This window comes from Roseivivax sp., assembly GCF_054552075.1.
On sequence record NZ_JBTOLZ010000021.1, the window covers coordinates 44,698 to 58,435 of the forward strand.

Sequence of the window (13,738 nt, forward strand, 5' to 3'; positions counted from 1 at the left end):
GGCGGGAAATGTCGCGACCCTTGGGCCTGTTTTCGCGCCGTTTAGCGGGCGGGTTTGCGCCGCTTGTTGCGGGTGGCCTTGGTCGGGCGGCCGCGCGGGGCCTTTTCCTGCTCTTCGGGGCTCAGGCCCAGCTGGTCGCGCAGGACCCGCGGGCGCACCTCCTCGACCTCTCCGGCCTTGAGGTTGCCCAGCTGGAACGGCCCGTAGGAGATGCGGATCAGCCGGTTCACGCTCAGCCCGATGTCGGTCATGGCGCGGCGGATCTCGCGGTTCTTGCCTTCGCGCAGGCCGACGGTTGCCCAGGCGTTGGCGCCCTGCTGGCGGTCGAGCGTGACGATCATCGGCTGGAAGCGCGTGCCCTCGACCTCGAGCCCGTCGCGCAGCGGCTGGAAGGTGGCGTCGCTCGGGCGGCCCTTGAGCCGCACCCGGTAGCGCCTCAGCCAGCCGGTCGAGGGCAGTTCGAGACGCCGCTTGATGCTGCCGTCGTTGGTCAGGAGCAAAAGCCCCTCGGAATTGAGGTCGAGCCGGCCGACGGTCATCACCCGGGGCAGGTCCTCGGGCAGCTCGTCGAAGATCGTCGGGCGGCCCTGATCGTCCTTGGTGGTCGTCACCAGCCCCGGCGGCTTGTGATAGAGCCAGAGCCGCGGCGGTTCGGGCGCGTCGAGCGGGTGGCCGTCGACGGTGATCTTGTCGGCGCCGGTCACGTTCAGCGCGGCGCGTTCGATGACCTTGCCGTTCACCGCGATGCGGCCGGCGGCGATCATCTTCTCGGCCTCGCGGCGCGAGGCCACGCCGGCGCGGGCAAGCACCTTGGCGATCCGGTCTCCGGGGGGCGTCTGTGTCATGCGCCCGACTTAGACCCGCGCGCCCGGCCTGTCCATTGCCCGCAAGCCGCGCTAGGGACGGGATATGAGCTTTCGCAGTCACATGCAGACGGCGCTGGACGAGGCGCGCGCGGCAGAGGCCCGGGGCGAGGTGCCGGTGGGCGCCGTGCTGGTCGATCCCGAGGGCCGGGTGCTGGCCCGCGACGGCAACCGCACCCGCGAGCTGGCCGATGCCACCGCCCATGCCGAGATGCTGGTCCTGCGCGAAGGCGCGCGGGCGCTGGGCGCCGAGCGGCTCTCGGGCTGCGATCTCTACGTGACCCTGGAGCCCTGCGCGATGTGCGCCGGCGCCATCGCGCATATGCGGGTGGCGCGGCTGTATTACGGCGCCGCCGACCCGAAAAGCGGCGGCACCGCCCATGGCGCGCGGGTCTTCTCGCATCCCCAGTGCCACCACCGCCCCGAGGTCTACGACGGCATCGCCGCTTCCGAGGCCGAGGCGCTGCTGCGCGACTTCTTTGCCGGACGGCGCGAACCATGAGGCCGCCGCGCAAGTCCCGCCCGCGCCCCGAGCGCCGCAGGGTGCTGATCTTCAACAAGCCCTTCGGGTGCCTCTCGCAGTTCACCGACAAGGGCACCGAGGGTTCCGACCGTGCAACGCTTTCGGATTTCATCGACGTGCCAGGGGTTTACCCCGCCGGGCGGCTCGATCGAGACAGCGAGGGGCTTTTGGTTCTGACCAATGACGGCCAGCTTCAGGCGCGTATCGCGAGCCCGAAATACAAGCGCGAGAAGGTCTATCTCGCCCAGGTCGAGGGCGCCCCGGACGAAGACGCGCTTGCGCGGCTTAGGGGCGGCGTGACGCTGAAGGACGGGCCGACCCGGCCCGCGGGCGCGCGGCTGATCGCGCCGCCCGATCTCTGGCCGCGCGACCCGCCGGTGCGCTACCGCAAGTCGGTGCCCGACCACTGGATCGAGATCACCCTGACCGAGGGCCGCAACCGCCAGGTGAGGCGCATGTGCGCGGCGGTGGGTCTGCCCTGCCTGCGGCTGGTGCGCTGGCGGGTGGGCGACTGGTCGCTCGAGGGGCTGGGCTCAGGGGAGTGGCGCGAGGTGACGGCTTAAGGCGTGGGGCGCGGGGCGGGACCACGCATTAGCGCCCAAGCCCCGGTGCCCGAAAGAACTTACTTTCTAGCGCGCCTTGGCGTCGGGCGCAGGACAACGCCGGAAACCCTCGCCCTCAGTGCCACTTCGCCAAAGGCGGCAGCGACATCAGCACCGCGTTGGCGTCATGCCCGGTCTCGAGCCCGAACTTCGTGCCCCGGTCGTAGACCAGGTTGTATTCGGCATAGAGCCCGCGATGCACGAGCTGGGCGTCCTTGTCTGCCTCCGTGAAGGGCTGCACCCGGCGCTTTTCCACCAGCGGCAGATAGGCGGGCAGGAAGGCCCGGCCGATGTCCTGCGTCAGGGCGAAATCCGCCTCCCAGTCGCCGGTCGAATGGTCGTCCATGAAGATGCCGCCGACGCCGCGCGCACGATGCCGGTGCGGGATGTAGAAATATTCGTCCGCCCACTCCTTGAGGCGCGGGTAATGCGCCGCGCCATGCGGGTCGAGATGCGCCTTCTGCTGGGCGTGGAAATGCGCGGTGTCCTCGGGGTATTCGATACAAGGGTTCAGGTCCGAGCCGCCGCCGAACCACCAGGCATGCGGGGTCCAGAACATCCGAGTGTTCATATGCACCGCCGGGGCGTGGGGGTTCTGCATGTGGGCGACGAGGCTGATGCCCGAGGCCCAGAAGCGCGGGTCCTCGGTCATGCCGGGGATGCCCTTGCGCGCGGCCATGGCGGCCTGGGCGCGTTCGCCGAGCGTGCCGTAGACCTCGGAGACATTGACGCCGACCTTCTCGAAGACCCGGCCGCCGCGCATCACGCTCATCAGCCCGCCGCCGGCGTCGGAGCCGTCGTCCGAGCGGCGCTTGGTCTCGGTCACCTCGAAGGCGCCGGGGGCGCTCTCGGCGAAGGGGCCGCTGTCATGCGAGGCCTCGAGCGTCTCGAAAGCGGCGACGATCTCGTCGCGGAGGGTGCGGAACCAGGTCGCGGCGCGCTTGCGCTCGTCCAGAAGCTCGTCGGTCACTTGGGTCTCCCTCTGTCGCTCCGCCCGTCTTGCCAAGGGGCGCGGGGCGGGGCAAGCGCCTTCCGCCCCGGCGCCCCGATCGGGCCGAGAGCTCGAAATCCACCTCGAAGGTAGCTCACGCGCCGAAGGCGCTCCGCCCCGCCGACTCAGTGCGCGGGCGCGTTCACCGGGTCGAGCAGCGTGCGCCCGCCGTCGATCGTCATGATCTGGCCGGTCAGGAAGCGCGCGCTGTCCGAGCAGAGGAACTGCACCGCCTCGGCCAGCTCCTCCGGCGCGGCGATCCGGCCGAGCGGCGTGTGCTCCTCGATGTCGCCGCGATACTCGCGGTGCTCCTTCAGGGTCGACTTCAGGCTCGAGGACATCACCGAACCGAAGGCCAGCGCGTTCACCCGGATGCGCTCGGGCGCATAGGCCACGGCCATCGACCGGGTCATCTGGTCGAGCGCCGCGCAGGCCAGCGAATAGCCCATGAGCTGCGGATGGGTGCGCCGCGCCGCGATGGACGAGAGGTTCACGATCGCGCCGATCTGCCCGTCCTCCTGGCTTTCGCCCTGTTTGATCATCCGCCGGGCGACCAGCTGCGACAGCCGCATCGCGGTCATCAGGTTCTGCTGGAGCATGACCTCGACGCTGTCGTCCTCCATCGAGAAGGGATCGGTCTCGATCATCTGCCGGCTGCCGTTGACCAGGATGTCGACCCGGTCGAAGGCGTCGAGCGTCGCCGAGAGCAGGTTCGCCAGGGTTAGCTTCTCGCGCAGGTCGCCGACGAAATAGCGCATGTTCTCGTTCTCGTCGCGGGGGCCCACCTCCTTGGCGAGCCGCCCCTCGTCGAGGTCGGCGAACATCACGTTGGCGCCCTTGGCGGCGAAATGCCGGGCGATGGCCAGCCCGATGCCATTGGCCGCACCGGTGACGATGGCGGTCTTGCCTTCGATCGAGAACCCCATCTGCGGTCTCCTTTTCAGCTCCGCGGGCGGTCTAGTGGCTAAGTGCGCGGCCTGCGAGTCGGACGTTGCGCCACGAAGAGCTTGAAGCGGGCGTCGCCGCCCAGGCTCTCGACGCGGGCGAAATACTGTTCGAGCGTGGTCTCATAGGGCAACTGCCGGTTGGCCACGAGGTAAAGCCGCCCCGAGGGCGCCAGAAGCCGCGCCGCCGCGGCGATGAAGGCGCGGCCCAGCGCGGGATCGGCGGCGCGGCCGCTGTGGAAGGGCGGGTTGCAGACCACTAGGTCGAAGGGCGCGGCATCGCGCCAGTCGCGGGCGTCGGCCCAGTGGAAGCGCGCGCGCGGGTCGTCGAGGTTGCCGCGCGCGCAGTTCAGCGCATGGGCGTCGGCCTCGACCAGGTGCAGCTCGGTCAGGCCCTCGCGGCGCGCCAGCTCCGAGGACAGATAGCCCCAGCCGGCGCCCAGGTCGGCGGCCCGGCCGGTCAGCGTCTCGGGCAGATGCGCGGCCAGAAGCCGCGAGGCCGGATCGATGCCATCGGCCGAGAAGACGCCGGGCAGGGTCAGGAAGCCGTCGGCATTGGGCGCGGGCGCGCCCGCCCGCCAGTCCGACAGGTCGGCGCCGGGGGCGATCTCGAAACACTTGCCATGCGCCTTGGCGGTGACGCCGCGCACCTCGGCGCGGGCCTTCACCGCCTTCAGCATGGTGTCGATGCCATCGGTCTTCTGCCCGTCGACGATCACCGGGCCGTCCGTGGCGGCCAGCGCCTCGGCCAGAAGCGCCTCGGCCTCGGCCCGGGCGCGGGGCAGGAAGACCAGCGCCGCGGCGACCGGGCCTTCGGGGGCGGGCGCCGTGGCGATGCCGCGGGCGCGCAGGGCGGCGACCTCGGGGTAGTGGCGTTCGATCGCCACCAGCCGCGCCTCGGGCAGGGCGGCAAGGTCGCTGTCGCCGCGGGCATTGAACAGCGCGATGACGCCCGCGTCGGGCAGGCTCAGCGCGCCCGAGGTGAGGGCGTGGGACAGGCGGGAAGCGGCCATCGGGACATCACGAGCGGGCGGGGCCGCTCATTCCTTCTCCATGGTGCATTGCAGCGGGTGCTGGTGGCGGCGGGCGAAATCCATCACCTGGCCGACCTTGGTCTCGGCGATCTCGTGGCTGAAGACGCCGACCACGGCGACGCCCTTCTTGTGGACGGTCAGCATGATCTCGAAGGCCTGGGCATGGTTCATGCCGAAGAACCGTTCGAGCACATGCACCACGAATTCCATCGGGGTGTAGTCGTCGTTAAGGAGCAGCACCTTGTAGAGCGGCGGCCGCTTGGTCGTGGTCTTGGTGTCGACCACCACGCCGGTATCGCCCTCGCCGCCCTTGGGCGGTCGTGCGGATTGGGCCATCGGCGTCACGCTTTTGGAGAATTCGGTCATCAAGCCGGGGTGCTGTCTGTTTGCTCGGTTTGTGTCGCGAATATATAACCCAGGACGCGCTTAAAAAAAGTCCCTCACCGGACGGGAATCCCGTGAAAATGCGAAAACTTCGGACGCTGGCCTTCGATGCCGACGATACGCTTTGGCACAACGAACGCTTCTTCAAGCTCACCCAGGCACGCTTTGCGGAGCTTCTGGGCGATTACGCGGGGCCCGAGGACCTCGACGCGCGGCTCATGGCGGCCGAGCGGCGCAACCTCGGGCGCTACGGATTCGGGGTGAAGGGCTTCACCCTGTCGATGATCGAGACCGCGCTCGACGTGACCGACCACCGGGTGCACGGCCGGGTCATCCGCGAGCTGGTCGAGGCCGGGCGCGACATGCTCGACCATCCGATCGAGCTTCTGCCCCACGCCGAGGAGACCGTCGCGGCCCTGGCCGAGAGCCATCACCTGATGCTGGTCACCAAGGGCGACCTTCTGCACCAGGAGCGCAAGCTGGCGCAGTCGGGCCTGGGCGAGATGTTCGACGCGGTCGAGGTGGTCTCGGACAAGACGCCGCCGGTCTACGCCCGGATCTTCGCCACGGCGCCGGGCGGGCCCGAGGGCGCCATGATGATCGGCAACTCGATGAAATCCGACGTGGTGCCCGCGATCGAGGCGGGCAGCTGGGGGGTCTTCGTGCCGCATGAACACGCCTGGGACTTCGAGCATGCCGAGGCCCCCGAGGACCCGCGCTTCCGCGAGATCGCGGACCTCGGCGCGCTGCCCGATCTGGTGGCCGAGATCGGCTGATCCGGGGCGCCTTTCGGGGGCGGTTTCGAGGGCGCTTCCGGGGCCGGCTCCGGGGCGCTTTCAGGGCGGGTTTAGGCCGCCCCGGCGGCGCCATTATCCCGCCATCTTTCCGCCACAATCCCAGCGGGTTGTATGCGGCCCACCTCCCCCGCCCAGATCTTGCGCGCCATAGGCGGGCCAGGGCGGGAAAAATGTCTCTTTTGAAGCCTTTGCCGGACGGCTTTCGTGTGGTAGCATTCGCCGTAATAAAGGCGTGCAAAACAATAATTCGCTCACCCGGAAAACCGGGGAGCTCAGAGGCAGAAAAGGCAAGGACAGTGAAGGGACCGCGCAAGCAGGCGGGCCATCCCGGCCTGTATTTTTTCACCGCATTCTGGTTCTTGGTGGTGCTTCCGCTCAGCGCCATGGCTGCCCCCTACGCGGGCATGGTCATGGATGCCCGGACGGGAGAAGTTTATTATTCCGAGAATGCCGACACCCAACTCCACCCCGCGTCGCTGACCAAGATGATGACGCTCTACATCGCCTTCGAGGCGGTGGAGAACGGCGAGCTGTCGATGGACACGCTGGTCACCATCACCCGCAACGCGGCGGCCGAACCGCCCTCCAAGCTGGGGCTGCGCTCGGGCCAGAAGATCAAGCTGCGCTACCTGGTGCGCGCGGCGGCGGTGAAATCGGCCAATGACGCCGCCACCGCCATCGGCGAGGCCATCGAGGGCACCGAGGCGGCCTTTGCGCGGCGGATGAACCGCACCGCCAAGGCGATGGGCATGACCCGCACCAACTTCAAGAACGCCCACGGGCTGACCGAAAGCGGGCACCTCTCGACCGCGCGGGACATGTCGATCCTCGGGCGGCACGTGCTCTATGACTACCCGGAGTATTACAACCTCTTCAGCCGGATCACCGCGGATGCGGGCATGCGGAAGGTCTCGCATACCAACCGGCGGCTGCTGCAAAGCTACTCGGGCGCCGACGGCATCAAGACCGGCTACACCCGCGCGGCGGGCTTCAACCTTGTCGCCTCGGCCGAGCGCGGCGGCGAGCGGGTGATCGCCACGGTCTTCGGCGGGCGCTCGACCGCGACGCGCAACGCGCAGGTCGAGAAGCTCCTGACGCTCGGGTTCAACAAGGCGCCCTCGCGGGTGGCCTTCAACGCGCCGAACCGGCCGCCCTACATGGGCAAGGCGGGCGACGTGATGATCGCCAAGACCAGCGACCCGGCGCCGGGGCTCCGGGCCAAATCGATCCGCGTGGCCGCGGGTGCTGTGACGCGCTCGCTCCGGCCGCAGACGCGCCCGGGCTCCGAGCCCGCGCCGCTGCTCGTGGCCGAGGTCGGCGCCGACATCGAGGCGGTGGTGAAGGAGGCGCAGGCCCAGGCGCTCGCGCTGGCCGCCGCCGCCGAGAGCGACGTCGCGCCCACGCCCGAGGAGATCGAGGAGATGCCGCAGGTCGCGGCCCTTGATACCGACAGCATCGTCGAGGCGGTGATCGCCGCCAGCGAAGGCGCGCCCGAGGCGTCCGTCACGCCGCGCAAGCGCCCCGAGGAGGTCGTCCTGGCCTCGCTGGGTGGCACCGAGACCGCCGAGGTTGCCGCCGCCCCCGCCGCCGAGCCGGTGCCCGCCGAACGCGAGGTGGTCAGCCGCATCTCCACCTCGGGCGGCCGCCATTGGGGCATCAACGTCGGCAAATACCCCAGCCGCTACTCGGCCGAGCGCATGCTGCTGAAGACCGCGCTGCAGGAAATGGCGACGCTGAACGGCTCGCTGCGCAAGGTCATCAACCGCGGCAACGGCTATGACGCCAACTTCATGGGGATGTCACAGGATACGGCAAAGCTGGCCTGTCAGCGCCTCGAGGCGCGCGAGGTGAGCTGCTCGACCATCGGTCCGAGCTGACGGGCCGGGACGGGCGATCCCCGCAAGGCATGGGCGCCGGGAGTTCCCTCCTCCCGGCGCCCTTTTTTGTGGTGGGGTGGGGGCAGGGTGGCCCGAGCGACTAGCGATTCATGCGGCGTCCGCGGCCCCTGTAGCAGGCAGGGCCCATGCGACACGCGTTTCATGCGTCAGCGGCCCCTGAAGCGGGCAGGGCCCCTCCGTGCGGGCCACGCGGCCACGCCGGCCCTTGCCGTGCGGGAGGGCCATACGGCCCGCGCTGTGAGGTGCGCCATGACATGGGCACAGCCTGCGACCCCCGCGCCCCTCAGCGCTTCACCTCCTTCAGGATCCACCGCAGGAAGGCCTTGAGCGGCGGGCGCTTGGTCCCGGGCAGGGTCACCACGTGGTAGCCCGCGTCGGGGCGCTCCTCGAACAATAGCCGCAGCCGCCCGGCGCGCAGGTCCTCCTCGACCGCGACGCGGGTCGAGACGGCGATGCCCTGGCCGTTGCGCGCCCCGTCGAGCATCAGGTTGCCGGGCACGTAGAGCCCCTTGATCCGCGCCCCCGGCACGCCGTGGCTCTCCAGCCATTCGGTCGCCTCCGAGGTGCCCAGCTCCTGCAGCCAGGGGTAGCGCGTCAATTCCGAGAGCCGCGGCACCGCGCCGTGGCCCACAAGCGAGGGCGCCGCCACCACGTGGATCGGCGAGCGCAGAAGCTCCACCGATTCGAGCCCCGGCCAGCTGCCGCTGCCGTAGCGGATCGCCACGTCGGTGCCGCCGGGCTCCAGCGGCACGAGCTGCGGCGTCGGCGCGATCATCACGTCGATCTCCGGGTGCTCCACCGCAAAGCCCGCGAGCCGGGGCATCAGCCAGTTCGCCGCGAAGGTCGGCGAGGTGGTGACGTTCAGCGGCCGGTCCGCATCGGCGCCGGTCAGCGCCTCGATGGTCGCCGCGATGGTGCCGAAGCCCTCGGAAAGCGCGCCGGCCAGCTCGTGGCCCTCGTAGGTCAGCGACAGCGAGCGGCCGCTGCGGTCGAGCAGCTTCAGCCCCAGGTGGGTCTCGAGGTTGCGCATCTGCTGGCTGATCGCCGCATGGCTCACGTTCAGCCGCCGGCCGGCCTCGGTGACCGACCCGCATTCGGTATAGGCCGCGAAGGCCCGCAGCGCCGAGAGGGGAGGGAGGCTGGACCAGTCCATATGAAACCCTGGCTTACACTTAGTGAGAATTCCTGAGTGGCATGAACGCGCGGAAATGACGATATGGATGTTAGAGCGCGAAGGAAAGGAGGCTCCAGTATGTTCGACATTCTTGCACAAAGCTTCATGGCGGCCACCGGTCGCGGGAGCGAGTTCCAGCCGTGGGAACGCCGTATCGCCGCGCCGAAGCGCGAGCGGGTGAAATTCCAGGTTCCGAAGGAGGCCCGGAAATGATCGATCCCGTCCTGCGCCAGATCGAGGCAATGCTGCGCCGCGACATCGACGCGGCCTGGAAGATGCGCCTCACGCTGCCGCCCTCGATGTGGACCGAGGCCCGGCCGCGGCAGGCCCCGACCCGTCTTTTCGGCGCGAGGTGACGCCGGTTTGACCGAGACAGAAGCACGCGATTAGCGGGGCTCCGGGATGACGACCGGGGCCCCGATTCGTTTTGGGGGGTGTTGCTGAACCTCCGGGCGATCGTGGTTTTGGATGCGCCGGGCAGGACAGTCTTTCTGAGAGTAGGCACTTCAGGCCCGTCCAAGCCCTACTGGACCGCCTCGGCGCGTTACCCCGCCGCAAGGCCCTCCAGCCCCAGCCCGCTCAGCCAGAAGGCCCGCGCCCTCAGCCCACCGGGTCGAAGGCGGCGGCGATCAGCGTCCGGGTATACTCGGTCTTCGGCGCCTCGAAGATCTCCTCGGTCGCGCCGTATTCGACCACGTCGCCCTGCTTCATCACGATGACCTTGTGCGACATCGCCCGCACCACCTTCAGGTCGTGCGAGATGAACAGATAGGCCAGGTCGTATTTCCGCTGCAGCTCGCGCAGAAGGTCGACGATCTGCACCTGCACCGTCATGTCGAGCGCCGAGGTCGGCTCGTCCAGCACCACCAGCCGGGGCCGCAGCACCATGGCGCGGGCAATGGCGATGCGCTGGCGCTGGCCGCCCGAGAACTCGTGCGGGTAGCGGTGCATGGTGGCCGGATCGAGGCCCACCTCGCGCATCACCTCGGTCACCAGCTCGCGGTGCGGCCGCCCGTCGGGCGAGCCGTGCACGCCCAGGCCCTCGGCGATGACCTGTTCGCAGGTCATCCGCGGGCTGAGCGAGCCGAAGGGGTCCTGGAAGACGATCTGCATGTCCGAGCGCAGGCGCCGCAGCTCGCGGGTCTTCCAGCCGCGCACGTCCTGCCCGCGGTAGGTGATCGCGCCCTTGGACTGAATGAGCCGCATGATCGCCAGCGCCAGCGTGGTCTTGCCCGAGCCAGATTCCCCGACGATGCCCACGGTCTCTCCGGCGCGCACCGAGACGGTCGCGTCGTTCACCGCCTTCACATGGCCGACGGTGCGCTTCATGAGGCCCTTCTGGATCGGGAACCAGATGCGCAGGTTGTCGGTGCGGGCGACCTCCTCGGCGTCGGGCTCCACCGGCTCCGGCGTGCCGGTCGATTCCGCCGAAAGCAGCATCTGCGTGTAGGGGTGCTGCGGGTTGGCGAAGATCTCGCGCGTCGGGCCGGCCTCGACGATCTCGCCGTCCTTCATCACGCAGACCCTGTCGGCGATGCGCCGCACGATGCCGAGGTCGTGGGTGATGAACAGAAGGCTCATGCCCTCGGCGCGCTGCACCTCGCCCAGAAGCTCGAGGATCTGCGCCTGGATCGTCACGTCGAGCGCGGTCGTCGGTTCGTCGGCGATCAGCAGGTCGGGCCGGTTGGCAAGCGCCATGGCGATCATCACCCGTTGCCGCTGCCCGCCGGAAAGCTGGTGCGGATAGGCGCCGAGCCGGCTTTCGGGGTCGTGGATGCCCACCTGCTCCAGCAGGCTGATGATCCGCGCGCGGGCCGCCTCTCCGACGATGCCCTGGTGCAGGGCCAGGCTTTCGGAGAGCTGCTTTTCCAGCGTGTGCAGCGGATTGAGCGAGGTCATCGGCTCCTGGAAGATGAAGGAGATGTCGTTGCCGCGGACCTTGCGCAGAAGCTTGTCGGGGGCGCCGACCATCTCCTGGTCGTCGTAGCGCACCGAGCCCTCGACCCGGGCGGCGGGCCCGAGAAGCTGCACCGTGGACAGCGCGGTGACCGATTTGCCCGAGCCGCTTTCGCCCACCAGCGCCACGGTCTCGCCCTTGTCGATATGGAAGGAGACACCGCGCACGGCCTGGGTCTCCTGCCCGTCCTGGGTGAAGGTGACGCGAAGGTCTCGAACGTCGAGCGTGCGGGTCATGCGCGGGCCTTTTCTTGGGTGGGGCGGGGCGCCGGGAGCTTGGTGCGGTCCATCACGAGAAGGTCTTCCGGGGATCGAAGGCATCGCGCACGCCCTCGAAGATGAAGACCAGGAGCGACAGCATCACCGCAAAGACGGTGAAGGCCGTGAAGCCGAGCCAGGGCGCCTGCAGGTTCTGCTTGGCCTGCAGCGTCAACTCGCCCAGCGAAGGCGCCGAGGAAGGCAGGCCGAAGCCCAGGAAGTCGAGCCCCGCCAGGGTCGAGATCGTGCCCGTCACGATGAAGGGCAGCATGGTGACGGTGGCCACCATGGCGTTGGGCAGCATGTGGCGGAACATGATCTTCCAGTTCGACACGCCGAGCGCCTTGGCCGCGCGCACGTATTCGAGGTTGCGCGCGCGCAGGAACTCCGCCCGGACCACGCCGACCAGCGCCACCCAGCCGAACAGCACCGTCAGCAGCACCAGGAGCCAGAAACTTCGCCCCAGGATCGCGAAGAGGATGATGATGATGTAAAGCGAGGGCGTCGCGGCCCAGATCTCGATCAGGCGCTGGAAGATCAGGTCGACCCAGCCGCCGAAATAGCCCTGCACCGCGCCCGCGATGATCCCGATCACCGAGGAGGCGACGGTCACCATCAGGGTGAACATGATCGACAGCCGGAAGCCGTAGATCACCCGCGCGGTGACGTCGCGCTTGGTGTCGTCGGTGCCGAGCCAGTTCTCGCCGTTGGGCGGCAGGGGCGCCGCACCGGGGCGGTCGACCGGCGTGTCGTAGCTGTAGGGGATCACCGGCCAGAGCATCCAGCCTTTGGCGAAATCCGGGTCCTCGATGCCGCCGTCGCGGGCCGCCTCGATCAGCCCGTCGGGGTCGTCGAAACAGTCGATCAGCCCGCCGGTCTCGATCAGGCAGCGAACCTCGGGGTCGCGATAGGCGGCCTCGGTGCGGAAATCCCCGCCGAAATCGGTCTCTGAGTAGAAGCTGAAGATCGGCATCCGCAGCTCGCCGCGGTAGCTGACCAAGATCGGCTTGTCGTTGGCCAGGAACTCCGCAAAGAGCGACAGCCCGAAGAGCACCAGGAAGATCCAGAGCGACCAGAAGGCCCGGCGGTTGGCCTTGAAGTTGCGCCAGCGCCGCTTGTTCAGCGGCGAGAGCGCGAAGCGGCCGGGCCTGGGCTCGGGCGCCACGGGCTTGCCGGGCATCGGTTCGGGGGCGATGGGATCGGGATCGGCGGCCATGGCTCAGCCCTCCCGCTTTTCGAAGTCGATGCGCGGATCGACGAAGACATACATCAGGTCCGACAGGATGCCGACCACCAGGCCGATCAGGCCGAAGATGAAGAGCGTGCCGAAGATCACCGGGTAGTCCCGCGCCACCGCCGCCTCGAAGCCGAGCCGCCCCAGCCCGTCGAGCGAGAAGATCGTCTCGATGATCAGGCTGCCAGCGAAGAAGACCCCGATGAAGACCGCCGGGAAGCCGGCGATCACGATCAGCATGGCGTTGCGGAAGACATGGCCGTAGAGCACCCGGCGCTCGGTCAGGCCCTTGGCCCGGGCGGTCATCACGTATTGCTTCTTGATCTCGTCCAGGAAGGAATTCTTCGTCAGCAGCGTCAGCGTCGCGAAGGCCGAGATGGTCGAGGCGGTGACCGGCAGGGCGATGTGCCAGAAGTAATCCGCGACTTTGCCGATGAGCGAGAGCTCCTCGAAGTTGTCCGAGGTCAATCCTCGGAGCGGGAAGATCTGGAAGTAGGAGCCGCCAGCGAAAAGCACCAGGAGCAGGATCGCGAAGAGGAAGCCCGGGATCGCATAGGCCACGATGATCATGGCCGAGGTCCAGGTGTCGAAGCTGGTGCCGTCGTTCACCGCCTTGCGGATGCCGAGCGGGATCGAGACGAGATAGGCGATCACCGTCGACCAGAGGCCCAGCGTGATCGAGACGGGCATTTTCTCCAGCACCAGGTCGGTGACCGAGATCGAGCGGAAGTAGCTCTCGCCGAAGTCGAGCCGCATGTAGCTCCACATCATGTCGAGGAAGCGTTGCAGCGGCGGCTTGTCGAAGCCGAATTCCTTTTCAAGCTCCTCGATGAAGTCCTTGGGCAGGCCGCGGGCGCCGACGTATTCGCTGTCCGAGCCGAAGGTCTCCTCGGTCATGCCGACGTCGTTGTTGGCGCCGGCGAAGCCGCCGAAGACATCGCCTTCGCCCCGCATCTCGGCGAGGATCTGCTCGATCGGCCCGCCGGGGACGAACTGCACGAGGGTGAAATTGACGACCATGATCCCCAGGAGGGTGGGAATCACGAGCAGCAATCGCCGCAGGATGTATGCGCCCAAGGG

Annotated in this window: 15 protein-coding genes; 6 read left to right on the forward strand and 9 right to left on the reverse strand. The window is 68.6% G+C overall.

The window, feature by feature from the left end:
• Positions 1-41: 41 nt before the first annotated feature.
• Complete coding sequence (locus ACX938_RS15085; protein ID WP_459431675.1) at positions 42-845, reverse strand: pseudouridine synthase; 804 nt, start codon at positions 843-845, stop codon at positions 42-44.
• Positions 846-909: 64 nt separating this feature from the next.
• On the opposite strand from ACX938_RS15085, the gene ACX938_RS15090 reads away from it, so the two are divergent.
• Entirely contained in the window at positions 910-1,365 is a 456-nt protein-coding gene (locus tag ACX938_RS15090) for a nucleoside deaminase (RefSeq protein WP_232755290.1), read from the forward strand.
• Complete coding sequence (locus ACX938_RS15095) at positions 1,362-1,949, forward strand: pseudouridine synthase (RefSeq protein WP_459431676.1); 588 nt, start codon at positions 1,362-1,364, stop codon at positions 1,947-1,949. The genes ACX938_RS15090 and ACX938_RS15095 overlap by 4 nt, the downstream gene beginning before the upstream one ends.
• A gap of 115 nt (positions 1,950-2,064) precedes the next feature.
• Here the strand turns inward: ACX938_RS15095 and hemF are convergent, their stop codons facing one another.
• The 4 genes from hemF to clpS all read right to left on the reverse strand — a co-directional run bounded on the left by hemF (position 2,065) and on the right by clpS (position 5,293).
• A complete protein-coding gene (gene hemF, locus ACX938_RS15100) occupies positions 2,065-2,958 on the reverse strand; it encodes an oxygen-dependent coproporphyrinogen oxidase (RefSeq protein WP_459431677.1) in 894 nt (297 codons plus the stop codon).
• Between the two features lie 146 nt (positions 2,959-3,104).
• The gene (locus ACX938_RS15105; RefSeq protein ID WP_232755287.1) at positions 3,105-3,905 is read right to left on the reverse strand and encodes an SDR family NAD(P)-dependent oxidoreductase; all 801 of its coding nucleotides are present in this window, start codon (positions 3,903-3,905) and stop codon (positions 3,105-3,107) included.
• A gap of 38 nt (positions 3,906-3,943) precedes the next feature.
• Positions 3,944-4,936 (reverse strand): class I SAM-dependent methyltransferase, encoded by a 993-nt coding sequence (locus ACX938_RS15110; RefSeq protein ID WP_459431678.1) that lies wholly within the window; start codon positions 4,934-4,936, stop codon positions 3,944-3,946.
• Between the two features lie 27 nt (positions 4,937-4,963).
• Positions 4,964-5,293 carry an ATP-dependent Clp protease adapter ClpS gene (clpS, locus tag ACX938_RS15115; protein ID WP_232755285.1) on the reverse strand — a complete coding sequence of 110 codons (330 nt, stop codon included), beginning with the start codon at positions 5,291-5,293 and terminating at the stop codon, positions 4,964-4,966.
• Between the two features lie 128 nt (positions 5,294-5,421).
• Here clpS and ACX938_RS15120 point away from each other — a divergent pair, with 128 nt between their 5' ends.
• Both ACX938_RS15120 and ACX938_RS15125 read left to right on the forward strand, forming a co-directional pair.
• Positions 5,422-6,117, forward strand: coding sequence for an HAD family hydrolase (locus ACX938_RS15120; protein WP_459431679.1), 696 nt, complete (start codon positions 5,422-5,424; stop codon positions 6,115-6,117).
• A gap of 404 nt (positions 6,118-6,521) precedes the next feature.
• The gene (locus tag ACX938_RS15125) at positions 6,522-8,015 is read left to right on the forward strand and encodes a D-alanyl-D-alanine carboxypeptidase family protein (protein ID WP_459431680.1); all 1,494 of its coding nucleotides are present in this window, start codon (positions 6,522-6,524) and stop codon (positions 8,013-8,015) included.
• 304 nt (positions 8,016-8,319) lie between these two features.
• Here ACX938_RS15125 and ACX938_RS15130 read toward each other — a convergent pair whose 3' ends face one another.
• Positions 8,320-9,189, reverse strand: coding sequence for a LysR family transcriptional regulator (locus tag ACX938_RS15130; protein ID WP_459431681.1), 870 nt, complete (start codon positions 9,187-9,189; stop codon positions 8,320-8,322).
• A gap of 99 nt (positions 9,190-9,288) precedes the next feature.
• On the opposite strand from ACX938_RS15130, the gene ACX938_RS15135 reads away from it, so the two are divergent.
• A complete protein-coding gene (locus tag ACX938_RS15135; RefSeq protein WP_255703041.1) occupies positions 9,289-9,423 on the forward strand; it encodes a hypothetical protein in 135 nt (44 codons plus the stop codon).
• On the forward strand, positions 9,420-9,566 hold the full coding sequence (locus ACX938_RS15140) for a hypothetical protein (protein WP_232755281.1): 147 nt from the start codon (positions 9,420-9,422) through the stop codon (positions 9,564-9,566). Before ACX938_RS15135 ends, ACX938_RS15140 begins: the two co-directional genes overlap by 4 nt.
• A 244-nt stretch (positions 9,567-9,810) precedes the next feature.
• Here the strand turns inward: ACX938_RS15140 and ACX938_RS15145 are convergent, their stop codons facing one another.
• The 3 genes from ACX938_RS15145 to ACX938_RS15155 are packed head-to-tail and all read right to left on the reverse strand — an operon-like array spanning position 9,811 to position 13,735.
• The gene (locus tag ACX938_RS15145) at positions 9,811-11,403 is read right to left on the reverse strand and encodes an ABC transporter ATP-binding protein (protein WP_459431682.1); all 1,593 of its coding nucleotides are present in this window, start codon (positions 11,401-11,403) and stop codon (positions 9,811-9,813) included.
• 52 nt (positions 11,404-11,455) lie between these two features.
• On the reverse strand, positions 11,456-12,640 hold the full coding sequence (locus tag ACX938_RS15150) for an ABC transporter permease (protein ID WP_459431683.1): 1,185 nt from the start codon (positions 12,638-12,640) through the stop codon (positions 11,456-11,458).
• A gap of 3 nt (positions 12,641-12,643) precedes the next feature.
• Complete coding sequence (locus ACX938_RS15155) at positions 12,644-13,735, reverse strand: microcin C ABC transporter permease YejB (RefSeq protein ID WP_232755279.1); 1,092 nt, start codon at positions 13,733-13,735, stop codon at positions 12,644-12,646.
• Between the last annotated feature and the right edge of the window lie 3 nt (positions 13,736-13,738).

Coding starts and splice junctions, on each gene's coding strand:
- ACX938_RS15085 (WP_459431675.1), bottom strand. CDS start 845: ATGACACAGACGCCCCCCGGAGACCGGATCGCCAAGGTGCTTGCCCGC.
- ACX938_RS15090 (WP_232755290.1), top strand. CDS start 910: ATGAGCTTTCGCAGTCACATGCAGACGGCGCTGGACGAGGCGCGCGCG.
- ACX938_RS15095 (WP_459431676.1), top strand. CDS start 1,362: ATGAGGCCGCCGCGCAAGTCCCGCCCGCGCCCCGAGCGCCGCAGGGTG.
- ACX938_RS15105 (WP_232755287.1), bottom strand. CDS start 3,905: ATGGGGTTCTCGATCGAAGGCAAGACCGCCATCGTCACCGGTGCGGCC.
- ACX938_RS15110 (WP_459431678.1), bottom strand. CDS start 4,936: ATGGCCGCTTCCCGCCTGTCCCACGCCCTCACCTCGGGCGCGCTGAGC.
- clpS (WP_232755285.1), bottom strand. CDS start 5,293: ATGGCCCAATCCGCACGACCGCCCAAGGGCGGCGAGGGCGATACCGGC.
- ACX938_RS15120 (WP_459431679.1), top strand. CDS start 5,422: ATGCGAAAACTTCGGACGCTGGCCTTCGATGCCGACGATACGCTTTGG.
- ACX938_RS15125 (WP_459431680.1), top strand. CDS start 6,522: ATGGCTGCCCCCTACGCGGGCATGGTCATGGATGCCCGGACGGGAGAA.
- ACX938_RS15130 (WP_459431681.1), bottom strand. CDS start 9,189: ATGGACTGGTCCAGCCTCCCTCCCCTCTCGGCGCTGCGGGCCTTCGCG.
- ACX938_RS15135 (WP_255703041.1), top strand. CDS start 9,289: ATGTTCGACATTCTTGCACAAAGCTTCATGGCGGCCACCGGTCGCGGG.
- ACX938_RS15140 (WP_232755281.1), top strand. CDS start 9,420: ATGATCGATCCCGTCCTGCGCCAGATCGAGGCAATGCTGCGCCGCGAC.
- ACX938_RS15145 (WP_459431682.1), bottom strand. CDS start 11,403: ATGACCCGCACGCTCGACGTTCGAGACCTTCGCGTCACCTTCACCCAG.
- ACX938_RS15150 (WP_459431683.1), bottom strand. CDS start 12,640: ATGGCCGCCGATCCCGATCCCATCGCCCCCGAACCGATGCCCGGCAAG.